This window comes from Actinokineospora sp. UV203, assembly GCF_056323665.1.
In genome coordinates this window covers 6184063-6209454 of sequence record NZ_CM150484.1, presented here as the reverse complement: position 1 = coordinate 6209454, position 25392 = coordinate 6184063, and the positions used below count along the sequence as shown (strand labels likewise).

20 protein-coding genes are annotated in these 25392 nt (G+C 69.2%); 14 read left to right on the top strand and 6 right to left on the bottom strand.

The genetic code is table 11. From position 1 onward, the window contains the following. Nucleotides 1–17: 17 nt before the first annotated feature. On the bottom strand, nucleotides 18–959 hold the full coding sequence (locus tag ACUZ2Y_RS29935) for a helix-turn-helix transcriptional regulator (RefSeq protein ID WP_476325186.1): 942 nt from the start codon (nucleotides 957–959) through the stop codon (nucleotides 18–20). A 92-nt stretch (nucleotides 960–1051) separates the two neighbouring features. Here ACUZ2Y_RS29935 and ACUZ2Y_RS29930 point away from each other — a divergent pair, with 92 nt between their 5' ends. Both ACUZ2Y_RS29930 and ACUZ2Y_RS29925 read left to right on the top strand, forming a co-directional pair. Continuing rightward, the gene (locus ACUZ2Y_RS29930) at nucleotides 1052–1468 is read left to right on the top strand and encodes a VOC family protein (RefSeq protein WP_476325184.1); all 417 of its coding nucleotides are present in this window, start codon (nucleotides 1052–1054) and stop codon (nucleotides 1466–1468) included. A gap of 1 nt (nucleotide 1469) precedes the next feature. Beyond that, entirely contained in the window at nucleotides 1470–2030 is a 561-nt protein-coding gene (locus ACUZ2Y_RS29925; protein WP_476325182.1) for a YdeI/OmpD-associated family protein, read from the top strand. Between the two features lie 14 nt (nucleotides 2031–2044). Here ACUZ2Y_RS29925 and ACUZ2Y_RS29920 read toward each other — a convergent pair whose 3' ends face one another. Together ACUZ2Y_RS29920 and ACUZ2Y_RS29915 are read right to left on the bottom strand one after the other, a co-directional pair. Continuing rightward, a complete protein-coding gene (locus tag ACUZ2Y_RS29920; RefSeq protein WP_476325180.1) occupies nucleotides 2045–3181 on the bottom strand; it encodes a carboxylate-amine ligase in 1137 nt (378 codons plus the stop codon). Between the two features lie 91 nt (nucleotides 3182–3272). Continuing rightward, nucleotides 3273–4091 (bottom strand): adenine nucleotide alpha hydrolase family protein, encoded by an 819-nt coding sequence (locus ACUZ2Y_RS29915; RefSeq protein WP_476325178.1) that lies wholly within the window; start codon nucleotides 4089–4091, stop codon nucleotides 3273–3275. A gap of 743 nt (nucleotides 4092–4834) precedes the next feature. On the opposite strand from ACUZ2Y_RS29915, the gene ACUZ2Y_RS29910 reads away from it, so the two are divergent. From ACUZ2Y_RS29910 to ACUZ2Y_RS29885, 6 genes are all read left to right on the top strand, one after another. Further along, nucleotides 4835–6793: an alpha-1,4-glucan--maltose-1-phosphate maltosyltransferase gene (locus ACUZ2Y_RS29910; protein WP_476325176.1), complete on the top strand. Its 1959-nt coding sequence runs from the start codon at nucleotides 4835–4837 to the stop codon at nucleotides 6791–6793. Continuing rightward, nucleotides 6783–8498, top strand: coding sequence for a maltose alpha-D-glucosyltransferase (treS, locus tag ACUZ2Y_RS29905; protein ID WP_476325174.1), 1716 nt, complete (start codon nucleotides 6783–6785; stop codon nucleotides 8496–8498). The genes ACUZ2Y_RS29910 and treS overlap by 11 nt, the downstream gene beginning before the upstream one ends. After that, entirely contained in the window at nucleotides 8495–9856 is a 1362-nt protein-coding gene (locus ACUZ2Y_RS29900; RefSeq protein ID WP_476325172.1) for a maltokinase N-terminal cap-like domain-containing protein, read from the top strand. The genes treS and ACUZ2Y_RS29900 overlap by 4 nt, the downstream gene beginning before the upstream one ends. Further along, nucleotides 9853–12051 carry a 1,4-alpha-glucan branching protein GlgB gene (glgB, locus tag ACUZ2Y_RS29895; RefSeq protein ID WP_476325170.1) on the top strand — a complete coding sequence of 733 codons (2199 nt, stop codon included), beginning with the start codon at nucleotides 9853–9855 and terminating at the stop codon, nucleotides 12049–12051. Before ACUZ2Y_RS29900 ends, glgB begins: the two co-directional genes overlap by 4 nt. A gap of 75 nt (nucleotides 12052–12126) precedes the next feature. Then, nucleotides 12127–12570 carry a nitroreductase/quinone reductase family protein gene (locus tag ACUZ2Y_RS29890; RefSeq protein ID WP_476325168.1) on the top strand — a complete coding sequence of 148 codons (444 nt, stop codon included), beginning with the start codon at nucleotides 12127–12129 and terminating at the stop codon, nucleotides 12568–12570. 24 nt (nucleotides 12571–12594) lie between these two features. After that, a complete protein-coding gene (locus tag ACUZ2Y_RS29885) occupies nucleotides 12595–13368 on the top strand; it encodes an alpha/beta fold hydrolase (RefSeq protein WP_476325166.1) in 774 nt (257 codons plus the stop codon). A gap of 274 nt (nucleotides 13369–13642) precedes the next feature. Here the strand turns inward: ACUZ2Y_RS29885 and ACUZ2Y_RS29880 are convergent, their stop codons facing one another. Then, entirely contained in the window at nucleotides 13643–16528 is a 2886-nt protein-coding gene (locus ACUZ2Y_RS29880; protein WP_476325165.1) for a proprotein convertase P-domain-containing protein, read from the bottom strand. 246 nt (nucleotides 16529–16774) lie between these two features. On the opposite strand from ACUZ2Y_RS29880, the gene ACUZ2Y_RS29875 reads away from it, so the two are divergent. The 6 genes from ACUZ2Y_RS29875 to ACUZ2Y_RS29850 are packed head-to-tail and all read left to right on the top strand — an operon-like array spanning nucleotide 16775 to nucleotide 22321. Beyond that, nucleotides 16775–17584 carry a carbohydrate ABC transporter permease gene (locus tag ACUZ2Y_RS29875; protein WP_476325163.1) on the top strand — a complete coding sequence of 270 codons (810 nt, stop codon included), beginning with the start codon at nucleotides 16775–16777 and terminating at the stop codon, nucleotides 17582–17584. After that, a complete protein-coding gene (locus ACUZ2Y_RS29870; RefSeq protein ID WP_476325161.1) occupies nucleotides 17581–18918 on the top strand; it encodes an ABC transporter substrate-binding protein in 1338 nt (445 codons plus the stop codon). Before ACUZ2Y_RS29875 ends, ACUZ2Y_RS29870 begins: the two co-directional genes overlap by 4 nt. Next, entirely contained in the window at nucleotides 18915–19934 is a 1020-nt protein-coding gene (locus ACUZ2Y_RS29865) for an ABC transporter ATP-binding protein (RefSeq protein ID WP_476325159.1), read from the top strand. Before ACUZ2Y_RS29870 ends, ACUZ2Y_RS29865 begins: the two co-directional genes overlap by 4 nt. Further along, nucleotides 19934–20872 (top strand): carbohydrate ABC transporter permease, encoded by a 939-nt coding sequence (locus tag ACUZ2Y_RS29860; protein WP_476325157.1) that lies wholly within the window; start codon nucleotides 19934–19936, stop codon nucleotides 20870–20872. Before ACUZ2Y_RS29865 ends, ACUZ2Y_RS29860 begins: the two co-directional genes overlap by 1 nt. Before the next feature lie 41 nt (nucleotides 20873–20913). Continuing rightward, nucleotides 20914–21528, top strand: coding sequence for a hypothetical protein (locus ACUZ2Y_RS29855; RefSeq protein ID WP_476325155.1), 615 nt, complete (start codon nucleotides 20914–20916; stop codon nucleotides 21526–21528). After that, on the top strand, nucleotides 21521–22321 hold the full coding sequence (locus ACUZ2Y_RS29850; RefSeq protein ID WP_476325153.1) for a transporter substrate-binding domain-containing protein: 801 nt from the start codon (nucleotides 21521–21523) through the stop codon (nucleotides 22319–22321). The genes ACUZ2Y_RS29855 and ACUZ2Y_RS29850 overlap by 8 nt, the downstream gene beginning before the upstream one ends. On the opposite strand, the gene ACUZ2Y_RS29845 is transcribed toward ACUZ2Y_RS29850, so the two are convergent. Together ACUZ2Y_RS29845 and ACUZ2Y_RS29840 are read right to left on the bottom strand one after the other, a co-directional pair. Next, the gene (locus ACUZ2Y_RS29845; RefSeq protein WP_476325151.1) at nucleotides 22322–23974 is read right to left on the bottom strand and encodes an AMP-dependent synthetase/ligase; all 1653 of its coding nucleotides are present in this window, start codon (nucleotides 23972–23974) and stop codon (nucleotides 22322–22324) included. Nucleotides 23975–24061: 87 nt separating this feature from the next. Beyond that, nucleotides 24062–25279 (bottom strand): lipase family protein, encoded by a 1218-nt coding sequence (locus ACUZ2Y_RS29840; RefSeq protein WP_476325149.1) that lies wholly within the window; start codon nucleotides 25277–25279, stop codon nucleotides 24062–24064. Nucleotides 25280–25392 lie beyond the last annotated feature (113 nt).

Sequence of the window (25392 nt, the reverse complement as noted above, 5' to 3'; positions counted from 1 at the left end):
CTCGCCCTGACGACCGGTCAGGCGTAGCGACCGGCCAGTTCCGTGCCGATCCGCGCCAACTCGGCCTGGACGTCTGGTGGTTCGACGACGTCGACCTGGGTTCCCCAGCCTGCGAGGTTTCGGGCGATATCCACCGGGGTCGGTGCGGCGATCCGCACCCTGGAGCGGCCGTCGTCCAGTTCGGCTTCGGTTTCGCAGTGGCGGCCGAAGTGGTTTCGCAGGATCGGCACGAACCGGGTTTCGATGAGCACCGTCGCCCAGGTTCGGGACCGCCGTTGCTCGACCTCGCCGACGACCTTGTCCCACGCGGTGGCGAGGGTGAAGTCGTCCGGGCGTTCGGCAGGCTGGTCGGTCAGGTCGGCCTCGACGATCCGGTCCACTCGGAACGTCCGCTGTCCGCGTTCGGTGCCCGCCAGCAGGTACCAGATGTCGTCTTTGTCGACCAAGCCCCACGGATCGATCAGCCGCTCCGACCGCTCGCGGGTGCCGCTGGTGTAGATCAGGCGGACTTTCCGGCCGCGGACCACAGCCGACTGCAGCAGGTCGACCATCTCCGGTCGGCGCCGATCGCGCTCGCCCCATCTGGTCGGGTCGATCATCGTGGCGCCGGCGGCGGCCTCGGCTTCGGCGCGGAACGTCGACGGCAGGGCGCGGACCAGTTTGCGCAGTGCCGCCTTCGCCTTGTCGGAGACGGCGGCAGCCGGGCCGACGAGCAGGAACAGGGCCTGCGCCTCGGTGGCGGACAGGCCGCTGAGGTCGGTCCGGGCACCGCCGAGAAGCGACCACCCGCCGCCGCGGCCGGGCTGTGGGTACACCGGAACACCCGCCGCGGACAGCGCCTCCAGGTCTCGGCGGGCGGTGGCGACGGACACCTCAAGTTCCTCGGCCAGTTCGGCGGCGGTCACCCGGCCGCGGGACTGCATGAGCAAGAGGGTGGCGACAAGACGGTCAGCGCGCATGTCTCCCACCTTCTCCGACAAAGTGCTCAGTTGGTGAGCACTTTAAGCGTCAGGATGGTCCTTGTCACCGACTCAGAGAGAAGGAACCACCGATGCTGCGAGGACTCACCACCGTCAACTTCTTCGCCGACGACGTCCCGGCCGCCGTGGCCTGGTACACCGACTTGCTCGGCGTCGAGCCGTACTTCGCCCGCCCGGTCGACGGAAAGCCCGTGTACGTCGAGTTCCGCGTCGGCGACTACCAGCACGAACTCGGCATCGTCGACAGCCGGTTCGCCGTGCGCCCAAAGCCGGACGTGGCGGCGGGTCCGATCACGTACTGGCACGTCGACGACGTCCAGGGGAGCTTCGACCGGCTGCTGGCCCTCGGGGCGACGGGGCACGAGAAGCCGACCGAACGCGGCCCCGGATTCGTCACCGCGTCCGTCGTGGACCCGTTCGGCAACATCCTCGGCGTCATGTTCAACAAGCACTACCTGGACATCCTCGACTCCCGGACGGAGGCCTGAGATGACCACCTTCACCGCGAGCAGTGCCGCCGAGTGGCGGGCGTGGCTGGCCGAGCACAGCGAGTCCGAGACCGAGGTCTGGCTGGTCATCCACCACAAGGACAGCGGCACGCCGAGCCCGCGCTACCACGAGGCGATCGAGCAGGCGCTGTGCTTCGGCTGGATCGACGGCCTGCACCGCAAGCGCGACCCGAACAGTTCCCAGCTCCGGTTCACGCCACGCAGACCGCGCAGCACGTGGAGCCAGGTCAACCGTGAACGCGCGGCGGCGATGATCTCATCGGGGCAGATGACCGCTCGGGGACAGGCGGTGATCGACTCGGCCAAGGCTGATGGGACTTGGGAGGTTGTCTCGGATGCGGGGCTGCTTGAAGCGCTCGATCGGAACGCGGCCGCTCGGGAGAACTTCGAGAAGTTTCCGCCATCGTCGAAGCGGTTGATTGTGGAATGGGTTGGTGGAGCCAAGAAGGTGGAGACGAGGGTGCGGCGGATCGAGCGGGCGGTTGAGTTGGCGGCGGTGAATATTCGGGCCGATCATCCGGGTGTTCGGGCTCGCGGGTGATCGCTGCCGGGCGCCTAGGACATTGAGCGCAAAGGGGTTCGTGGGGAGGTGCCCTGCAGGGTTCGGCGGGCGGCGACCGCGACGACGTCGCTGAGCCTGCCGTGTTCGGCGAGGGTTCGGCGTTGCCAGGTGGCGCCGTTGCCTTGGGTCAGGACTTTTCGCAGCAACTTTTCCACCTGTTGGCGTTCGCCGGACTCCTCTAGTTCGTCCCGGATGTAGCGCATCAGCATGGTGAGTACCCGGTTCGGTGGGACCCTTTGCGCGGTGGCCACGTCCACCGCTGTGCCCTCCATGCCGTCGCGGGCGGCTCGCCAATAGGCGGCGCGGAGGACTTCTGGGGGTACGGGCAGTGCCATGGTGCCTGCCTGGGTGGCGCGGATCGCGGTGGCGACCAAGCCTCGGACCAGCGCGGCCAGCAAGGTGGTTTCGTCGACCGTCGCCGGGACGTCGCTGATTCTGACCTCGACCGTCGGCAGGTGGTGTGACGGCCGGATGTCCCAATACACCATGCCTTTGTCTAACACGGCGCCCGATTCCATCATCATCGCGACCAGTGAGTCGTAGTGCTCGGCCGAGGTGAAATACGGGGGTGGGCCGCCGCAGGGCCAGCGGGACCACATGATCGAGCGCCAGCTCGCGTAGCCGGTGTCGCGGCCGCGGTGGACCGCGGAGTTGGCGGTCAAGGCGAGCAGGATCGGGAGCCAAGGGCGCAGGTGGTTGCTCACCTGCACGGCCGTCTCCCGGTCGGGGACGGCGACGTGGATGTGGCAGCCGCACACCGCGTGTTCGCGCGCCAAGGGGCCGAACACGTCGGCCATCCGCTCGTAGCGGTGCTTGTCGGTCAGCGGCTGGTCGCGGTCGTCACCGAGGCTGACTCCGGTGGCGACGAGTCGGGCCGACGAGCGGACGGCGGCGGCCGCCGCGGCGGCTCGGGTGGTCAAGACCTGGGCGCGGACCTCGCGCATGCTCCAGCAGACCGTTGTCTTCGTCTCGACTTGGGCGCCGAGGAGTTCCAGGTCCAGTTCGACGCCGTGCAGGCGCGCGGATTCGGCGACGGCCACGTTGTATGGGAGCAACGCCCCGGTTGCGGGGTCAACGAGAAAGAACTCCTCCTCCACCCCCACGGAGGGACAGGGAGCGAGAGATCGCATGGTCACACCCGACTTTCGCGCTGGCGCCGAAGTCGCCGCGGTCGTGTCCGACCCGACCTTCGTCTGCCTTGGATACCACTCGGGCGGTTTCCTAAACCGGCACGACCACCACCGGGCAGGGTGCGTGGAAGAGGGCCTCGTTGGTGACGCGGCCGGTTTCGCCCTGGCCGCATGTGCCGCCGCGACCGACGACGAGCAGGTCGGTGTCGTGGATGCCCGCGACGAACTCGTGCGGCAGGCACCGCCGGGCGTCGACGTCGACCCGCAGGTCCGGCCGCAGACTGGTGACCCGAGCCATCGCCCAGGACACGACATCGTCGCCCGCGGCGGTCGCCGCGTGCACCACGCGCAAGGTGGCGTCCTCGCGGGCGGCCATCTCGACCGCCAGCGCCAGTGGGGCCTCGTCGGTGACCCGCCCGATTGCGACACTCACCGTCCCGTGCCTGCCGCGGATCGCGTCCGGGTGCCCCTTCACCACCGCGACCGGGCACGGCGCCCGCGCGGCCAGGGGACGCACCAGGTGGCCCAGCCCCAGGCCCGGGTGGTTGCGTCCGCGCGCGCCGACCACGACGAGCCGGGCCACGACACCCGCCTCCACCAAGGCCTCCAGCGGATCGGCGGCGTCGATGAAATGGCGCTCCACCGGCATGGCCGGGTACTCGTGCACCACCTGGTTGACGCCGTGGGCGACGGCGCCCGCGCGGGCCCCGGTCGACTGGAAGACGTGCAGCACGTCGCCGAGCAGGCACGCGTGCCGCGCCGCCCAGGCCACGGCGCGGTCGCCGAGGTACGAGCCGTCGGTGCCCACCACCACCCCGGACCCCGGCATCGCCTCGCCTGCCGACGGTCGCGGCCTGCTCTGTTCCGGTAGGAGGACGGACGGACGGGCGTAGTTCAGGGTGTCTGGCATCGAATTCCTCATGTCATCGTCGAGGCTCGGCATCACCGGTCAACAACTGTGTCCTATTCCGACAGTGATCGCCATACCGCGGGCCAGGAATACCCCGGGCGTGGGACCCCGGTCGGTGCACGATCGGATGGTCTGTGGTCACCGGGTCGGGTGGTCTGCGCCCGGGTTCCGGCGCGGCCAGGTCCTTTTTGGGCATGGTGGCTTATTCAGGAAGCATCGCCCACACAGGCGGCTCTGCCGAAGGAGCGACGCGCTTGTCTTTTCCCGGGAGACTGCGATGAGGCGCGCGGCACCGCAACCGAAAGACGATTCGTCGACGCACGGACGCGACGGCGCGACGGTCTCGGAACCCTACGAGGCGCCGGACCACGACTGCCCGACGTGCGGCATGCCGACGACCGGCATCCTGTGCACCTCCTGCGCGACCCAGTGACCTTCGGATCCGACTAACCCGATTCGGTGAACCTCGGTCGCTATGGGGTGACCCGACTTTCGCCGCCGAGATCATTTGGCCACAGTGGACGCGCGCGGCCGAGGCGATCGGGAGTAGCGCGGGCCTGTCGTCGTTCGAAACCCAGCTGTTCGGAAATCCAGTCATCCGGTACCCGAGTGGGCGACGTTGTCCGACCATCGCGTGACCCGGTGCGCTCAGAAATTCGGATCGGAAAAGAATAGAGCTGACTGTGCGCACCGAGAGTCGCCGGACACACCCCCGATCCACGCTTTCCAAGTCCGACCGCATCGTGATCGACGATGTCCTCCCGGCCGTCAGCCGCGGCAAATCGCCGTCGAAGGCCGTCGTGGGCGAACACGTGCCGCTCAGCGCGACGGTGTGGCGCGAAGGCCACGACGCGGTGGGCGCGACCGCCGCGTGGCGCGGCCCGAAAGACCGGGGCTGGCGGCGGACCCGGATGACCGCGGGCGCGCCGGGTCAGGACCAAGTCGTGGCCGCCATCGTGCCCGACCAGGTCGGGCTGTGGTCGTTCAAGATCGAGGCGTGGAGCGATCCGTGGACCACGTGGCGGTCAGCGGTCATCGCGAAAGTCGCGGACGGCCAAGGCTCGGACGAGCTGGCGAACGACCTCGAGATCGGCGCGCGGCTGCTCGACCGGGTGGCCCGCCGCCCCGGGGTGGCGAACAAGCCGATGCTGACCGAGGCGGCCGGCGCCCTGCGCGACACCGCGCGCCCGACGGCCGAGCGGATCCGGCCCGCGCTCGACGAGCCGGTCAGCTCCGCGCTGTACGACAACCCCATCCGCGACCTGCTGACCACCGGCGTGCCACACCACATCTGGGTCGACCGCGACCGCGCCGCGTTCGGCTCCTGGTACGAGTTCTTCCCGCGTTCCACCGGCGGGGTCGACGAGACCGGCGCACCGGTGCACGGGACGTTCGCCACGGCGGAACGCGCGCTGGACCGGGTCGCGGCGATGGGGTTCGACGTGGTGTACCTGCCGCCGATCCACCCGATCGGCGCGGTCAACCGCAAGGGGCGCAACAACTCCGTGCACGCCGAGCCGGGTGACGTCGGGTCTCCCTGGGCGATCGGGTCGGCCGACGGCGGCCACGACGCGGTCCACCCGGACCTGGGCACGCTCGTGGACTTCAAGTCCTTCGTGGCCCGCGCGGACGAGCTGGGCATGGAGGTCGCGCTCGACCTGGCGCTGCAGTGCGCGCCGGACCACCCCTGGGTCGCCGAGCACCCGGAGTGGTTCACCACGCTGCCCGACGGCACGATCGCCTTCGCCGAGAACCCGCCGAAGAAGTACCAGGACATCTACCCGCTCGACTTCGACACCGCGCCCGCCACGCTCTACGCGGAGATCTACGAGGTGGTGACCGGCTGGATCGAGCGCGGCGTGCGGATCTTCCGAGTCGACAACCCGCACACCAAGCCGCCGGACTTCTGGCACTGGCTGATCGCGCGGGTCAAGCGCACCTACCCGGACGTGCTGTTCCTGGCCGAGGCGTTCACCCGCCCCGCCCGCCTGCACGGTCTCGCCAGGCTCGGGTTCACCCAGTCCTACACGTACTTCACCTGGCGCACGGGCAAGCGTGAGCTGATCGAGTTCGGCGAGGACCTGGTCGCCCACGCCGACGAGACGCGGCCGAACCTGTTCGTCAACACCCCCGACATCCTCCACGAGTCGCTGCGGCACGGCGGGCAGGCGATGTTCGCGATCCGGGCGACGCTCGCCGCGACCCTGGCGCCGACCTGGGGTGTCTACTCGGGATTCGAGCTCTACGAACACGAAGCCGTGCGCGAAGGCAGCGAGGAATACCTCGACTCGGAGAAGTACGAGCTGCGGCCACGCGACTTCGAGGGCGCGCTCGCCCGGCACCGTTCGCTGGAGCCGTGGCTGGGCGCGCTCAACGCGATCCGCCGCGCGCACCCGGCGCTGCAGCAGCTGCGCACGCTGCGTTTCCACGACCTCGACGACGACTCGCTGCTGGCCTACAGCTTGGTCGACCCGGCCACCGGCGACACCGTGGTCGTGATCGTCACCCTCGACCCCCACCAGCCCCACGAGGGCACGCTGCGCCTGCCCTTGGCCGACCTAGGACTCCCCGACCGGTTCGCCGTCGTGGACTTGGTCTCCGGGCAGCGCTGGCAGTGGTCGGACACCAACTACGTGCGGCTCGACCCGCGGCGGGCGGTCGCGCACATCGTCTCGATCCCCAGGAGGACCCATGGGCACTGACGCCCACCCCCGGCGCGCACGGTCCGTGGCGCCCGAACCCGAGTGGTTCAAGAGCGCGGTCTTCTACGAGGTGCTGGTCCGCGCGTTCAGCGACTCCAACGGCGACGGCACCGGCGACCTGCGCGGCCTCGCCGACAAGCTCGACTACCTGGCCTGGCTCGGCGTCGACTGCCTGTGGCTGCCGCCGTTCTACGACTCGCCGCTGCGTGACGGCGGGTACGACATCAGCGACTTCCACCGGGTGCTGCCCGAGTTCGGGACCGTCGAGGACTTCGTGTACCTGCTCGACCAGGCGCACTCGCGGGGGATGCGGGTGATCACCGACCTCGTGCTCAACCACACCTCCGACGCCCACCACTGGTTCCAGGAGTCACGCCGCGACCCCACGGGCCCGTACGGCGACTTCTACGTGTGGGCGGACACCGACGAGGGCTACTCCGACGCGCGGATCATCTTCGTCGACACCGAGACGTCGAACTGGACCTACGACCCGGTGCGCGGGCAGTTCTACTGGCACCGCTTCTTCTCCCACCAGCCCGACCTCAACTACGAGAACCCGGCCGTCGCCGAGGCGATGCTCGACGTCCTGCGGTTCTGGCTCGACATCGGCATCGACGGCTTCCGGCTCGACGCGGTCCCCTACCTGTTCGAGCAGGAGGGCACCAACTGCGAGAACCTCAAGCCCACGCACGACTTCCTCAAGGCGTGCCGCAAGGTCGTCGACGACGAGTACCCCGGCACGGTGTTGCTGGCCGAGGCGAACCAGTGGCCCGCGGACGTGGTCGAGTACTTCGGCGACCAGACCGTCGGCGGCGACGAGTGCCACATGGCGTTCCACTTCCCGCTGATGCCGCGGATCTTCATGGCGGTGCGCCGGGAGTCGCGGTTCCCGATCTCGGAGATCCTGGCCCAGACACCGTCGATCCCCGACGGCGCCCAGTGGGGGATCTTCCTGCGCAACCACGACGAGCTGACCCTCGAGATGGTCACCGACGACGAGCGCGACTACATGTACGCCGAGTACGCGACCGACCCGCGGATGAAGGCGAACATCGGGATCCGGCGCAGGCTGGCGCCGCTGCTGGACAACGACCGCGACCAGATGGAGCTGTTCACCGCGATGCTGCTGTCGCTGCCCGGCTCGCCGGTGCTCTACTACGGCGACGAGATCGGCATGGGCGACAACATCTGGCTCGGCGACCGCGACGCCGTCCGCACGCCGATGCAGTGGTCGCCGGACCGCAACGCCGGGTTCTCCCGCTGCGACCCGGCGCGGCTCTACCTGCCGACGATCGCGGACCCGGTCTACGGCTACCAGGGCGTCAACATCGAGTCGCAGATGGGCAACACGTCGTCGCTGCTGCACTGGACGCGGCGGATGCTGCAGGTCCGCACCCGGCACACGGCGTTCGGCCTCGGCGAGTTCATCGAGCTGGGCGCGTCGAACCCGACGATCCTGGCGTACCTGCGGAGGCACCGCCGCGACGACGGCACCGAGGACCTGGTCATGTGCGTCAACAACCTGTCCCGGTTCCCGCAGCCGGTGGAGCTCGACCTCTCGGAGTTCGCCGGGCACACCCCGGTCGAGCTGACCGGGTGCGTGCAGTTCCCGCCCATCGGTGAGCTGCCGTACCTGCTCACGCTGCCCGGGCACGGGTTCTACTGGTTCCAGCTGGCCGAGATCGAACGCGGGGACGGCTCGTGACAGTGGACGCCTTGGCGGACATCCTCCGCGACTGGCTGCCCGCGCAGCGGTGGTTCGCCGCGAAGGACAGCGTGATCCAGCGGGTGAGCACCGTGCGGGAACACGTGCTGCGCGACGCCGACCCGATGCTGGTGCACGCGGTGGTGGCGGTCGACCTGGGCGCGGAAACCCAGCACTACCAACTGGTTCTGGGGCTGCGGCCGAGCCTGCCGGACCACCTCGCGCACGCCGCGATCGGCCGCCACGATGGGATGGCCGTCTACGACGCGGTGCACGACGCGGAGGCGCTCAGCCTGCTGCTCGGGCTGATCGCGACCGAGCGCCGGGTCGGCGAGTTGCGGTTCACCGCCGAGCCGGGGGTGCGACTCGACCCGGACCTGCGGCCGCGGCCGGTGCCTGCCGAGCAGAGCAACACCTCGGTCGTCTACGGCCAGCAGTACATTCTCAAGCTGTTCCGCCGTGTCTCCCCCGGTGACAACCCGGACGTCAGCCTGCACCGGGCGCTGCACTCGGTGGACTCCGAGCACATCGCCACACCGCTGGGCGGCGTCCGCGCGCCGCTGCTCGGGGTCGACACGGATCTGGCGTTCCTGCAGGAGTTCCTGCCCGCGGCGGCCGACGGCTGGCCGATGGCCACGGCCAGCGTGCGAGACCTGCTCGCGGGCACGGGCGGCGACGTGGCACGGGTCGGTGGGGACTTCGCGGCCGAGTCGTTCCGGTTGGGACAGACGGTGGCCGCCCTGCACGCGGATCTGCGGACCGCGCTCGGGGAGACGGTCACCGAGTCCGGGCACGCGGCCGAACTCGCCGCCACCATGCACCGCAGGCTCGACCGCGCGCTGACCCGCGCGCCGGAACTGGCGCGGTATGAGGCGGACATCCGGGCGGTGTACGACCGGATCGGCGGCGAGCGGAGTCCGATGCGGGTGCAGCGCATCCACGCGGACCTGCACCTGGGGCAGGCTTTGCGCACCCCGGCGCGGTGGGTGGTGATCGACTTCGAGGGTGAGCCCGCCGCGTCGAGGCGGGACCGGGAGACGCCGTGCTCACCGCTGCGGGATGTGGCGGGGATGCTCCGGTCGTTCGACTACGCGGCCACCCACCTCCTGGTGGGCTGTGCTCCCGCGGGCGGTCTGCACGAGCAGGCCCGGCTGTGGACCGAACGCAACCGCACCGCGTTCTGTGATGGCTACGCGGATTTGGCCGAAGATCCACGGGCCGACTCCGCCCTGCTCGCCGCGTTCGAGTTGGATAAGGCCGTGTACGAGGTGGCCTACGAGCGCACGCACCGGCCCACCTGGGTCGGTATACCTCTCGCCGCCGTCGATCGACTCCTTGGACAAGGAACCTCTCCATGACCAAAGCCCTGGCCAACGTCCACCTCACGATCGACACGGCGGCGGCGCCGCTGTCCGCCGACGACCTGGGCAGACTCCTTGCGGGCGCGCACCACGACCCGCATTCGGTGCTCGGGCCGCACCCGGTCGCGGAGGGCACCGCCGTGCGGGTGCTGCGCCCCGGCGCGAGCGAGGTGCGTGTGCTCGCCGAGGGGTCGAGTTACCGGCTCCGTGATCTGGGTGGGGTGTTCGCCGGGGTGGTCCCGCTGGTGCTGGAGGACTACCGGCTCGCCGTGGTGTACCCGGAGGTCGCCGTCGAGGTCGACGACCCGTACCGGTGGCTGCCCACGGTGGGCGAGTTCGACCTGCACCTCATCGGCGAGGGCAGGCACGAGCGGCTGTGGGAGGTGCTCGGCGCGCACCCGCGCCAGTTCGACACGGCGGCGGGGCCCGTCGAGGGAACGTCGTTCGCGGTGTGGGCGCCGACGGCTCGCGGTGTGCGGGTCACCGGCGACTTCGACCATTGGGACGGACAGGCGACACCCCTGCGGTCACTGGGTTCCTCGGGCGTGTGGGAGCTGTTCGTGCCCGGCGTCGGCCCGGGAACCCGCTACAAGTTCCGCATCCTCGGCGCCGATGGGCAGTGGCATGAGAAGGCCGACCCGATGGCGTTCGCCACCGAGGTCCCGCGCGCGACGGCGTCGGTGGTCTTCCAGTCCGTCCACCAGTGGCACGACGACGAGTGGATGGCCCGGCGGGCGGCGACGGAGTGGTCCTCGGAGCCGGTCAGCGTGTACGAGGTCCACTTGGGATCGTGGCGGCCGGGGCTGTCGTACCGGGAACTGGCCGCGGAACTCGGCGACTACGTCGCACGGCACGGGTTCACCCATGTGCAGCTGATGCCGGTGGCGGGGCACCCGTTTATCGGGTCGTGGGGCTACCAGGTCACTTCGTACTACGCGCCCACACCACGTTTCGGCTCACCGGACGACTTCCGCTTCTTCGTCGACCACCTGCACGCCCTGGGCATCGGCGTCCTGGTCGACTGGGTCCCCGCCCACTTCCCCCGCGATGAGTGGGCGCTGGCCCGATTCGACGGCGGCACGCTCTACGAACACGCCGACCCCCGACGCGGCGAACACCCGGACTGGGGAACGCTGATCTTCGACTTCGGCAGGCCCGAGGTCCGCAACTTCCTGGTCGCCAACGCCCTTTTCTGGCTCGAAGAGTTCCATGTGGACGGACTCCGGGTCGACGCGGTCGCCTCGATGCTGTACCTGGACTACTCCCGCGAAAACAGCCAGTGGTACCCGAACGAGCACGGCGGCCGGGAAAACCTCGACGCGGTCAGCTTCCTCCAGGAACTCAACGCGACGGCATACAAGAACCACCCCGGCATCATGATGGTGGCGGAGGAGTCGACGTCATGGCCGGGCGTCACCAGGCCGACCCATCTGGGCGGGCTGGGGTTCGGCTTCAAATGGAACATGGGCTGGATGCACGACACCCTGCGCTATCTCGCCCACGACCCGATGTACCGCTCCCACCACCACGACGAAATGACCTTCTCGCTGCTGTACGCGTTCAGCGAGAACTTCATGCTCCCGCTCTCCCACGACGAGGTCGTCCACGGCAAGGGCTCTTTGTGGAACCGAATGCCGGGCGATGACTGGAACAAGGCAGCGGGATTGCGGGCGCTGTACGGCTTCATGTGGGCCCACCCGGGCAAGCAACTCCTGTTCATGGGCGGCGAATTCGGCCAAACCGGCGAATGGTCGGCGGAAGCCTCCTTGGAGTGGCCCCTCCTCGACTCCCCCCACCACGCGGGTTTGTCTCGGCTGGTGACCGACCTGAACAAGACCTATCGTGACACGCAAGCGCTTTACAGCGTCGACGGAACCCCGGAGGGGTTCTCCTGGATCGCCGCCGACGACTACGCGGGCAACGTCCTGTCATTCGCCCGCATCGGCACGGACGGCTCACTCTTGGTGTGCGTGGCCAACTTCGCCGGAATGCCACACCACTACTACCGCATCGGCCTGCCATCAGGCGGAAACTGGCGCGAAGTACTGAACACCGACGACACGGGCTATGGCGGGTCGGGAGTGGTCAACACGGAGATCAAGGTGGAAGCAGTGGAGTGCCACGGCAAGGCATTCTCGACGCAACTCTCACTCCCCCCATCAGGCGTGATCTGGCTGGCACCGGTCGACTAGCACCGAACGCAACGGGAACCACTCAAACAGGCACCCACACGCCAGAGACGCCGCAAGCCAGGTAGAAAGGATGTCGTGGCGAACCGATCACTCAAATACGTCCTGGTCCGAGCCTTCCAGCGACACCTCCTCAACCCCGTAGTCCGAGCGATGGCGAACCGAGGAATCCTCCCCCCATCCACAGCCATCCTCGAAACAACCGGCCGAAAGAGCCGGCAGCCACGCCAGATCCCGGTAACCAACGGAACCATCGACGACACCTTCTGGATCGTCGCCGAACACGGCCGCAAAGCCGACTATGTCCGCAACCTCATCGCCAACCCCAAAGTCCGCGTGAAGGTAGGAAACATCTGGCGCGAAGGCACCGCCCATGTTCTCCCCGAAGACGACGCCCGGGCTCGCTCCAAGCAGCTCCCACACCAGGTCAACCAGCGAACGGTCCGCATCGTCGGCACCGACCTGCTGACCATCCGCATCGACCTCGACCCCGGAAGCATCAATCTCGCCCGCGAACGCTGAGTGCGACCTGCTAAGAAGATCGCCATGAACTGGGAAATCGTGGAGTCCGGGCCCATCGACGCGGCGCACTCCGTGTTGTTGCTGCCGGGTGGGATGTGCACCGCGGCCTTCTATCAGGACCTGATGGCCGAGCCGAGCCTCGCCGGGGTCCGCTTGGTCGCCGCGACCGTGCCGGGATTCGGGGGCACTCCCCCGCCCGAGGACGTGGGCCTGCCCAACTACGCCCGGCTCGCCGCCGAACTGGCCGCGGAGCATGGCTGCGACGCGGTGGTGGGGCACAGCTTCGGCGCCAACGTCGCCTTGGAGATGGCGGTGTCGGCCGGGTTCACCGGTCCGCTGGTGCTGCTGGCGCCGAGCCTGTCCCGCGGCGACGAGTCGATCATTCTGCGGGTGTTGGACCAGCTCGGGAAAGTGTTTGGGCATCTGCCCTATATCGCGGCGCTCAAGGCTTTGGGACCGGCGCTGAAGAAAGAGGTCTCCCCGGAACGCCATGCGGCGTTGGTGGCCGAGGTCCGGAAGAACGATCCCCGGGTGAACCGGCGCCAGGTCAGCGCCTACCTGCGGCACCTGGACAAGCGCGGCTCGGGCGCGGGGCCGCTCTGCGAGAGCGGTGTGCCCGCGTGGCTGGTGTTCGGCGAGAAGGATGACGTGGGTCTGACCGACGACGAGCGGTCGACGCTCGATGCCTGTCCCCAGACCAAGGTGGTCACGGTGCCCGGCGCCGGTCACATGACCCTGACCTCACACCCGACCCTGGTCGCCGAGATCCTCCTCGAGGCCCTCGCCTCGACGGACTGACACAACCTCTGGTCCGAAATAGATGCCAGTAAGACCGTGGTGCCTTGTCGGCAACGGGGACTAAACCACCCCGCTCGGTCGCGGTGACGTTTCGGGGGTCCCGCACGAACACGCCATCGAAGTTGGCAGTGTTCGTGCGGGACCCCCGAAACGTCACCATCAAGGCGACCGAGCCGCGCCGGCGGGCCGGCGCCGTGTCACAGCGACCGAGCCGCGCCGGCGGGCCGGCGCCATGTCACAGCGACCGAGCCGCGCCAGCGGAGCCGGCGCCATGTCACAGCATCAGCGTCCAGGTGTCGAGGACGCCCGTGTCCGCGTTGGCCGCGTCCTGGACCTGCAAGGTCCAGGTGCCGTTGCGGATCTCGTTGGACAGGTTCACGGTGTAGGTCTTGTCGATGTTGTCCGTGCCGCTTCCGGTGCGGTTGTGCAGGACGTACGCGGTGCCGTCCGGCGCGATCAGGGACACCACAAGGTCACCGATGTAGGTGTGTCGGATGTGGACCTCCACTGTGGACGTCGCCGACGCGTTGCCGGTGCAGCCGGACATCGCGATCGTCGAGTTCACCGTGGTGTTGTCCGGGATGGTCACGTCGGTGCCGTTGGTGTTCGTGCAGCCGCCGCCGACGGTGTTCACCGTCAAGGTGAACGTGGTGCTCCGGGTGGCCGAGTTCGCCGCTCCGGTGATGGTCACCGTGTAGGTGCCCGCCGGGGTGGACGCCGACGTGGCGATCGTCGCGGTGGACGAGCCGCCCGCGGTGACCGACGCCGGGCTGAATGACGCCGTGGCGCCCGCCGGGAGGCCGCCGGCGCTCAGCGTCACCGATTCCGCCGTGCCCGACACCACCGCGGTGGTGACCGTGGTGGTGGCCGACGAGCCCTGGTTCACCGTGGCGGTGGCCGGGGACGCCGAAAGCGAGAAGTCGTTGCTCGGGGTTCCGGTGGGCCGGATCTGGTAGATGCCGAGACCGTAGGTGGCCGCCGTCAGCACCGTCTGGCCCGAGGACACCGAGGTCTCCAGGTCCGTGACCGGCACCAGCGGCAGGTCGGTGCCGACCGGCGCCCAGTTCGCGCCGCCGTTGGTCGAGGTGAAGGCGCCGACATCCGTTCCCGTGTAAAGGATGTTGCGGTTCTGCGGGTCGAGGACGATGTCGTTCACCGGGGCGTCGGGCAGGTTGCCCGAGATCGGGGTGTAGGTCGCGCCGCCATCGGTGGTCTTGAACAGCTGCGCGACGCTGGAACCGTTGCGGTAGCTGGAAAGGGCGATGTAGGCGAGGTTGGCGTCGGTGGGGTCGACGGTCACCCGGGTGACGTACCTGGTGGGCAGGCCCGCGGTGATGTCGGTCCACGTGGTGCCGGTGTTGCGGGTGACCCACATCTTGCCGTCGTCGGTGCCCGCGTAGATCACCCGGGCGTCCGACTTGGACACGCCGACCGCGCTGATCGTGCCCCACGTCGTGGTGGTCAGGGTCGGGCTGATGACGGTGAAAGTCCCTGCCGAGTTGGTCGAGCGGTTCAGCCGGTCACCGGCGTAGTACACGATCGCCGGATTGGTCGGGTCGAGCACGACCGGGGTGAACCAGTTGCGACGGCTCGACGTGGTCGAGCCGAAGGCCGACATCGAGTTGCCGCCGTTGGTGGACCTGGCACAGCTGCCGTTCTGCGAGCAGGCGTAGACCTTGAGGTGGTTGGTCGGGTCGATCACGTTCGCCAGGCCGTCACCGCCGTAGTACTCGCCCCAGCCCGCCCACGACCGCACGGAACCGTTGTCCTGCAAGCCGCCGTTGATCCTGGTGGGGTCCTGCTGGGAGACGCCGATCGAGTAGAACTGCATGTTCGACAGGTTCTGGCTCTTGGTCCAGGTGCCGCCGAGCGAGCCGTTCTGCGTGGAGCGGTAGACGCCGCCGTCGTTGCCGATGTAGACCTTGTTGCTGACCGACGGGTCGAACGCGACCGCGTGCTGGTCGACGTGGAACGACGAGCCGTTACTGGTCCAACTGCCGCCCGCGTTGGAGGACTCCAGCATCGGCACGCCCGGGACCCAGATGTGCTGCGACGCGGCGGGATCGACGAAGATCCGGCCGAACCACCAGCCGTAGCTGGACTGAGAACTGCTCAGCGACGACGTGCTGGTGATCTTCGTCCAGGTGACGCCGCGGTCGGTGGAGGTCCAGAAGCCGAGGAAGTTGCCGGGGGTGTCCGCGGCGATGACGTACATCCGGTTCGGGTCGCTCTTGGCGACCGCGACGCCCATCCGGCCCAGGTTGCTGCTCGACGCCGGGAGGCCGCCGGCGAGCCGGGTCCAGGTGGCGCCGCCGTCGGTGGAGCGGTGGATGCCGGACCCGGTGCCGCCGTAGATCCGGCCCGCGGGGGTGCGGGTGTGGTCCCACATCGCGGTGTAGATCGCGTTGGAGTCGGCCGGGTTGATCGAGACGTCGATGGCGCCGGTGGTCGTGTTGGCGCCCGCGAGAACCTGCGTCCAGGTCGCGCCGCCGTCAGTGGTGCGGTAGACGCCGCGTTCGCCGCCCGGCTGGTAGAGCTTGCCGGCGGCCGCGACGAAGACGCGGTTGGAGTTGTTGGGGTCGACCGCGATGCGGCCGATGCGGTCGGTGCCGGTCAGGCCGAGCGCGGCCCAGGTGGCGCCGCCGTCGGCCGACTTGTAGACCCCGTTGCCGGGGAAGGAGTACGACGCCGAGCCCGGGTTGCCCTCACCGGTGCCGACGTAGATCGTGCCGTTGGGCGCGACGGCGACCGCGCCGACACCCTGGGGCAGGTCGCGACCCCAGGAGTAGGCGAAGCTGACGCCGCCGTCGGTGCTCTTCCACAGGCCGCCGGACGCGGCGCCCGCGTAGATCGTGTTGGCCCGGGTCGGGTCCGGCGCGATGTCGGTGACGCGGCCGCCGAGGCCGGGGCCAAGCGACTGCCACGACGCGGCGGCTTGCAGGGCGCCACGCTCGTGACCGGCTTGGAGGTTCTTCGCGTGCCCACGCGCGCGCGATAGGTTGCTTGCCAGGTCGACCGTGGGGTCCGGGAACAGCCGCTGCCGGGCGAACCACTCGTCGGCGCCCGCGGGTCCCGCGGCGTCCGCCTCGACCGCCATCACGCCGATCACCCGGTCCGCCTCGTTCGGCGTGGCCGCGGCGGGCAACACAATTATTCCCATTCCCATTATGAGTGCGAGTGCACTTCTGGACCGCTTCATCGACGCCCTTCCCTCGCGATACGGCGTTGCAGAGACGCCGGGCGTCATGCTGAGGCAAGCGGGGTGATGTTGGATAGGACCAAACCGACCAATCCGGCCTTCTGGTTATTGCCGGTCTTCCATTGTGTTAACGCGGATCGTGTGTCACGGTTCCACCGGCCACGGACGCGCCGCGTCCTCCTTTCGTTGTCAGGAGCGGCATCGGCGATGAGTACCAAGTCGCTTGGCCGCACGCTCGGCGCGGTCGCGGTGACCCTGGTGTTCGGCGCGTCGCTGGTCTTGCTGCTCTCGGGGTCACTGCACGAGCCGGGCGGGCCGCCGCCGCTGACCCCGGACCTGGTGCCGGATCCGCTGTCCACCAAGGGGTACGCGGAGGCTTCCGAACTCGGCGCGTTGGCGCGGGCGAGCATGAACTCGGTGCTGGTGTGCGTGATCGCGGTGCCACTGAGCGTGCTGGTGGCGGCTACCGCCGGGTTCGCGCTGAGCCAGGTGTCACCGCGGGTGGCCCGGCCGATCATCGCGTTGTCGCTGGTGGCGCTGATGGTGCCGGCGATCTCGCTGCTGGTCCCCCGGTTCGCGCTGTTCCGCGTGCTGGACCTGACCGGCACGCTGGCGCCGCTGGTCGCGCCCGCCCTGATCGCCACCTCCCCGCTGTACCCACTGGTTTACTACCTGGCGTTCCGCGCGGTGCCGAGCGAGCTGTATGACGCGTGCAGGCTGGAGGACATGTCGCCGCTGCGCGTGTGGTGGCGGGTCGGGATGCCGTTGGTGCGCCCGGTCACCGCCGGTGTCGCCGCGCTGACGTTCGTGCTCACCTGGTCGAACTTCCTCGACCCGTTGGTGTTCCTCTACGAGCGCGACACGTTCACGCTGCCTTTGGCGCTGCGGTCGCTGGCCACGCTCGACCCGAGTGACTTCCCGGTGTTCCTCGCGGGCGCGGTGCTGGCCACCGCCCCCGCCGTGGCTGTTTTCGCCGTCGCGCAACGAGGTTTGCGACTCAGGAAGGACGAAGGATGAGGTTGGTGCGGACCCTGGCCGGTCTGGCGGCCGCGGCGCTGGTGGCGACCGGCTGCGCGTCGAGCGCGGGCGACCCCGGCCCGGCGGGCGAGGTGAGCCTGCTGGTGTTCGGCGACCCGCACGAACTCGCCGCCTACCGCAAGCTCGAGGCGGCGTACGAGAAGGCGGTGCCCGGCGCGGACCTGCGGCTGATCGAGGCGAGCGACCGCAAGGACCTGATCACCCGGCTGTCGACGTCGATCGCGGGCGGCAAGCCACCGGACCTGTTCCTGATGAACTACCGCTTCTACGGCCAGTTCGCGAAGCGCAACGCCATCGAACCCGCGCACGACCTGCTGGAGCGCTCCACCGCGATCCACGCCCGCGACTTCTATCCCCAAGCGCTGTCGGCCTTCCAGGTCGACGGCAAGCAGCTCTGTATGCCGCAGAACATGTCCAGCCTCGTCGTGTACTACAACAAGGCGCTGTTCGCGAAGCACGGCGTCGCCGAGCCGAAGGCGGGCTGGGGCTGGCACGACATGGTGGCCACCGCGGCCGCGCTCACCCGCGACGCCAACGGGGACGTCGTCAAGGGCGCGGATCCGGACGCGCAGCCGGGCACGCCCGTGCCGACTGGCCCGCCGCCGGTTTCCTACGGCCTGGGACTTTCGCCGGAAATCATCCGACTGGCGCCGTTCATTTGGTCCAATGGCGGCACCCTGGTGGACGACGAGAAACGGCCGACGCGATTCGCGTTGGACGAGCCCGCAATCGAGGCGCTGTCGGAATTCATCGATCTGCGAGGAAAGCACGGGGTCGTTCCCACCGATCAGGAAGTGGAGAGCCAGGACGACGAGGCCCGGTTCGCCGCGGGCGGGCTCGGCATGCTGATGTCGTCGCGCCGCTCCACCACCACGTTCCGCAAGATCACCGGCTTCGAGTGGGACGTGGCGCCGCTGCCCGTGCACCGCGCGCAGGCCACCGTGCTGCACAGCGACGCCTACTGCGTCACCAAGGGCTCGGCGAACAAGGCGGGCGCGTGGCGGTTCGTGGAGTTCGCACTGGGCAAGGAGGGCGCCACGATCATGGCGGAGACCGGGCGGACCGTTCCGTCCACTGTGGAGGTGTCGCGCTCCCCCGCGTTCCTTGACCCCGGCAAGCCGCCGCGCAACGCGCAGGTGTTCCTCGACTCCATCCCGGCGATCCGCGCCACGCCCGCGGTGTCGACGTGGCCGGAGATCGAGGATGTCGCCAACGGCATCCTGGAGAACGCCCTGTACTACGGCCACGCGCCGCGTGAGGTCGCCCGTCAGCTCGACGAGCAGACCCGGTCCCTGTTCGAGCGCGGCCGATGACGGCCGGGCTGGAGCTGGTCGGCGTCCACGCGACGCACGGCAAGGCCGACGTGCTGCGTGGAATCGACCTGACGGTGCCGAAGGGTGAGCTGCTGGTGCTGCTCGGCCCGTCCGGCGCGGGAAAGTCGACCCTCCTGCGGGTGATCGCCGGGCTGCACCCGGTGTCGAAGGGCGAGGTGCGGATCGACGGGCGGGAGGTGACGGCGCTGAGCCCTGGTCAGCGGGACGTGTCGATGGTGTTCCAGGCGTTCGCGCTGTTCCCGCACCTCAGCGTCGCCGACAACATCGGTTTCGGGCTCCAGGTTCGAGGCATGGGCAAGCGCGAGGTGCGTCGCCGCACCGAGGCCGCCGCCGCCATGGTGGGCTGCGAGATGGTGCTCGACCGGCGGCCCGAGCAGCTTTCCGGCGGGGAGCGCCAGCGGGTCGCGCTGGCCCGGGCGCTGGTGCGTGAGCCCGCCCTGTTCCTACTGGACGAGCCACTGTCCAATTTGGACGCGGAACTGCGGGTGCGGACCCGCACCGAGCTGCGGTCCCTGCACGACCGGGTCGGCGCGACCATGGTGCACGTGACCCACGACCAGACCGAGGCACTGGCCATCGGCGACCGGGTCGCGGTGCTGCGCGACGGGCGGATCGAGCAGGTCGGCACGCCGGACGAGATCTGGCGGCGGCCGGCGACGGCGTTCGTCGCCGGGTTCGTCGGGTCTCCGGCGATGAACTTCCTGCCCGGCGACGGTCCGTGGCGGGTGCCAGGGCGGGATACCCATGCCGGGCAGCAGGTCGGTGTGCGGCCGGAGTCCCTGCGGCTCGACACCTCCGGCGATGGTCTGGCGGCGACGGTCACCGGCGCGGAGGTGATCGGCGAGGACGCCTGGGTGCGGTTGCGTATTGAGAACCACGCGCTCGTCGCCCGGGTGTCCGCGACCACGCGCCCGGAGATCGGGGCCCGGGTGGTGGCCCGCGCGGACGCCGCCGATCTGCACGTGTTCGACACCGACGGCAGCCGGGCCGGCTGATGTTGTCCGCGGAATCCATCGCCGATACCGCCGAGACCCGCAAGCCCGCTGGGTTCCTGCGCTCTCGCAAGGTGCAGCTCGCGCTGATGCTGGCACCGTTCCTGGCCGGCTTGGCGGCATTGGTGGTCGGGCCCGCGCTGGTCACGTTCGCGCTGGCGTTCGCCGACTACGACCTGATCGAGACCGTGCGGTGGATCGGGTTCGCCAACTTCGTCGAACTGGCGGCGAGCACTGCGTTCCATGAGGCGCTGCGCAACTCGTTGGGCTTCGCCGCCGTCGCGGTCCCGCTGCGGCTGCTGATCGCCCTGGGCCTGGCGCTGCTGCTGCACCGGCGCGCGCCGGGGGTCGGGACGGCCCGGACCACGGTCACCTTGCCGTCCGCGGTGCCCGAGGTCGCCTATGGCCTGCTGTGGCTGTGGTTGCTCAATCCGATGTATGGGCCGGTGAACCAGCTCCTGCGGCTGTTCGCCGAGCCCGACTCGATCCCGAACTGGCTGACCGACCCGGCCGACGCGCGCGCCGGGATCGTGCTCATGAGCCTGTTCACCATCGGCGAGACGTTCGTCGTCCTGCTGATCACGCGCCGGGCGCTACCGCCGCACGTGTACGAACTCGCGGCGATCGAGGGAGCGACCGGCTCGCAGGTGTTCCGCCGGGTGACGCTGCCGATGATGGCACCGGTGCTCGGGCTGCTCCTGCTGCGGGACACCATCCTGAGCTTCCAGTTCTCGTTCGTCCCCGCGCTGGTGGTGACCGACGGCGGCCCCCCACCGTACGCGACCACCTACCTGCCGCTCTTCGTCTACCGCAACGCCTTCGAGTACCTTCGCTACGGCTACGCCGCCGCGGCCACCCTGGTCATGCTGGTGTGCACCGGGATCGCGGTGTTCCTGCAGTGGCGGCTGATCCGCCGGTATCGTTCACGCTACAAATGGTGATCACACCGTAACGACTCCGCGCGGCCGCTCGATGACCGATCGTGACCCATGGCCGATTGTGGATCTTCCTCGTGGCGTTGCTGGCCGCGTCCATGGCGCCTTTGCTGCTACTCGACCTCGACCGGGCCGGGCAGCTGGCCAGCGCGTTGGCGCTGCCGCTCGCGGTCCTCATCTATGCCGTGTCGACGATTCCGCTCAAGGGCAAAGGCACCATCCCGTGGCGGAAGCTGTCGGTGGTCGGCGCCATCGTCATCGCGGCGGTTGGCGGAACCGGGGTGCTGTACGCGATCTGGCAGAACACGAGGGATCTGCCGGTCGACTTCCCGGCCGGTGACGGAGGAACCTGGAAGGACGGTTACCACGTGCTGGTGCCGGTTCCGGGCAATCCGCCCGAACGCGGGCACATCACCATGTCCGCGAGCGTGGACAACGTCAACAAGACCGGCGACTGCGAGCAGACCGCGACCCTGGAGTACACGCCGGTGATCGACGGACGTCCGACGCCGTCGAAGTCCGCGCAGCCTGGCCAGGAAGTCGACCTTTCGCTGGCGGGCGTGGTCAAGAAGGCCGAAGTCAGGATCACGTTGCATTACGACTCCGGCAACACCAGCTGTGCGGTGAACCTCTACCTGGGCGAGGCGGTCCTTCATGATTAGGCGCATCACCGCGGTCCTGCTCGTCCTGGCGCTGGTCGGGTGCGGGGCGCAGGCGGACGAGCCGCTGTTCGGCAAGACCCTCAACGTCGGCGTGGCTCCCAGCTCCCCAGGCTTGGGAGTCGGTGACAGCGCCGGGAACCGCAGCGGCTTCGACCACGACCTGTCCAACTGGCTCGGCGAGCGCCTTGGCTTCACCCCGGTCCCGGTGGTGGTCCTCGCTCGCGACCGCGAGGCCGAACTGGGACGCGGCACGGTCGGCATGGTGGTGGCCACGTACTCGATCAACGACGAGCGCAAGGAACTGGTCACCTTCGCCGGTCCCTACCTGCTCAGCCACCAAGGCATCATGGTGCGGGCCGCGGATAAGGACGAATACCGGACGCTGTCCGACCTCAGCGGCAAGACCTTGTGCGTCACGGCGGGGTCGACGTCGGCCAAGCAGGCGCGCGAGCTCGGCTTCCCCGTGTCCCTCGCGGAGAAGGAGGTCTACGAGCAGTGCCGCCTCGCCCTGCACGCCAACCAGGTCGACGCGATCACCACCGACCAGCTGATCCTCTACGGCTTGCAGCAGGTCGACTCCGACACGTATGTGGTGCCGGACATCACCTTCGGTCAACAAGAGCGCTACGGCATCGGCTTGCCGAAGGGTGACAAGGCCAAGTGCGAGGCCGTCACCGGGAAGCTCAAGGCCTTTCTGAACGACGGTTACTGGGAGCGGTTCTTCGCCTCCAACCTCCCGGATGTCGCCACTGCCGGGCACAAGCCGAACGTGAACAAGATGAACCCCTGCTGACTACTTGCGGTAGAGCTGGTCGATGACGTCGCTGTAATGCTCCTGGATGACCGCGCGGCGGATTTTGAGGGTGGGGGTGAGTTCGCCGGTGGCCACGGAGAAGTCGGCAGGCAGGATGGCGAAGTCGCGGATGCGTTCCGGTGGCGCGTAGTTCTCGTTGGCGGCGGCCAGGAGTTCCTCGATGATCCGACGCATCGCCGGGTGGGCCGCCGGGTCTCCCTCGACTCCGTGCTCGGTGGCCCAGCGGGTGGTTTCGTCCGGGTCGAGGGTGATCAGGGCGACCGGGTACGGCCTGCGGTCGCCGATCATGACCGCGTTCGCGACCCAGCGGGACTGGCGCAGGTCGTTCTCCAGGTTGGCGGGGGTGAGGTTCTTCCCGCCCGCGGTGATGATGATGTCCTTCTTGCGCCCAGTGATGAACAGATACCCGTCGTCGTCGACGCGGCCGAGGTCGCCGGTGTGCAGCCAGCCGTCGATGAGGGTTTGGGCGGTAGCGTCGGCGTTGTCGTGGTAGCCGTGGAAGACGTTGTCGCCCGCGACCAGGACCTCGCCGTCGTCGGCGATGCGGACGGTGACGCCGGGCAGCGGCTTGCCGACGCTGCCGTAGCGGACCTCGCCCGGGGAGTTCGCGGAGATCAGGGCGGTGGACTCGGTCATGCCGTACGCCTCGTAGATCGGGATTCCGCTGCCCGCGAAGAACTCCAGGATCTCACGAGCGATCGGCGCCGCGCCGGTGAGCGCTTCGCGGATGCGGCCGCCGAGTGCGGCGCGCACCAGTTGCTGGGCCTGTTCGGTGGTGGTGCCGGACCGCTCGATCTCGGCGCGCACCATGCCGTAGGCCTTCTCGAACAGCCGCGGCACCGACGGCAGGTGCGTGGGCTGGACGTCCATCAACTCGGCCACGACCGCACTGATGTCGCCGCCGTAGTACACCAGGGTCGCGCCGCATTCGAAGGTCGTGAGCTGGACCATCCGGGCGAACAGGTGCGCCAGCGGCAGGTACAGGTAGATCGTGTCGCCTTCGCTGAGCGTGGTCCGCTGCTCGATCGCGTCGAGGGATGCCCGCCAGTTGCGGTGGGTGAGCACGCAACCCTTCGGTGGGCCGGTGGTTCCCGAGGTGTAGACGATGGTGTTGGGCGCGTCCGGATGTACCTGGACCGCGCCCACCGCCTGCCCGCCCGCTTCGATCACATCGTCCAAAGTGGACACACCGGGTCGGTCGACGAAGTCGATGACGATGACGGTGCGCAGCAGCGGCAGCCGGTCGCGGACCGCGTCGATCCGGTCGAGGTGTTCGGCCTGCTCGCAGATCACCGTCGTCGCACCCGAATCGCCGATGACCCAGGCGCATTCCTCGGCGGAGTTGGTGGGGTACACCGGGACCGACACCGCGCCCAGCGACGCGATGGCCAGGTCACACACCGTCCACTCGGGACGGGTCTCGGCGAGGAGGGCCACCCGGTCACCCTCGGCCACGCCCTGCGCGGCCAGCCCGGCGGCCACCGCGCGGACCTCGTCGGCCAGTTCCGCGTAGGTCCGCTCGACCCACCGCCCGGCCACGCGGTAGCGCAGGGCGGGCAGCGGCCCGTACCGGGCCTCGGCCCAGTCGGCGAGGCCGCCGAGGGTGGCGGGGCGGGTATCGATTTCCGGCATGTGCGCACTCCTTGAGTCTGTTGTGGACGAAGGCGGCCGCGGTGGTGGATGCCCAGCACACCCACCACCGCGACCACCGTCCCGGGACTAACAGGACGAGTTGGTGGCCTTGCCGCCGAATCGGTCGCCCAGCCAGTTGAGAGCGTTGGTTCCCCACGCCGAGATCGCGACGATGTGGCCCGCCAGCGGGATCGGCGTCCACTGCAGGTCCGCGCCCACGGCGCAGTAGCGGTCACGGAGCTTCTTGGCGCCCGCGTAGGGAATGAGCTCGTCGACGGTCCCGTGGTAGAGGTAGACCGGCGCGGCGGGCTTCACCGTGCCGAGCTTGTTCTCGACCAGCCGCGCCTGCCACGCCGGGTGGTTGATCAGGTCGGGCGTCGTGGTGAGGTCGTTGAGCTGGGTGAACGGCGCGGCGAGCGCCAGCTGCACGACACACGAGTTGCGCACCTTCTCCGTGACGTCCTTGCCGCGCTGGTTCAGAAGCTCGGCGAAGGGCAGCTCGGGGTAGGCGGTCGAGTACCCGATGGCCGCGGCGACAACCAGACCGGAGCCCGGCCCGCCGTTGTTGAACGCGGCGACCTCGTTGAGGTCCGACGGCACGCCGCCTTCGGCGATCCCGACCAGCTTCAGCTCAGGGGCGTAGGTGGCCTGCAGTTCGCCTGCCCAGGCCGCCGCCTGGCCGCCCTGCGAGTAACCGAAGGCGCCGACAGGGGGGTTCGGCGACAGCTGCGCCTCCGGCAATCGGGTCGCGGCCCGGGCGGTGTCGAGCAGCGCGCGCCCTTCGGACTGGCCCACCGCGTAGGTGTGGGTGCCGGGAGTGCCGAGGCCCTCGTAGTCGGTGACCGCGACCGCCCAGCCCTTGAACAGCGCCTGCGCGAGGAACGCGATCTCGACCTCGGTGCCCTCACGCAGGTGATAGGAGGGCGCACACTCGTCGGCCATGCCCTGGGTGCCCATGGCGTAGGCGATCAGCGGACGCGGCCCGGTGCCGGTCCAGGCGGTCGGCGGCACCAGCACGGTGGCCGAGACGGCGTTCGGCGTCCCGGTGGCCGACGTCGAGCGGTGCAGCACCTGGTAGGCCTTCACCGGTGCCGGGAGGATTCGGAACGGCTCGGGGTGCCAGTCGACCTTCCGGCTGCGGATCACGTCGCCCGGAGCGCCTGCCGGGAGCGGGTCGGGGGCGGTGTAGAAGGGGTCCTGCGACGGGACGGGCAGCTCCTCGGCGGCGTGCACGACGGGTGCGACTCCGCCTGCCAACAGCGCCAGCGCGGCGAGAGATGAGATCAAAGCTGTTCGGCGGGCCATGATGCCTCCGGAAAGTGGAAAGCTTGATTTCCGGAATCTAGAACCGTCCGAGTACAGTGACAACCCCGATTACCACTTTATGTCGGCTGGATGAACGGGAGCCCACATGACCC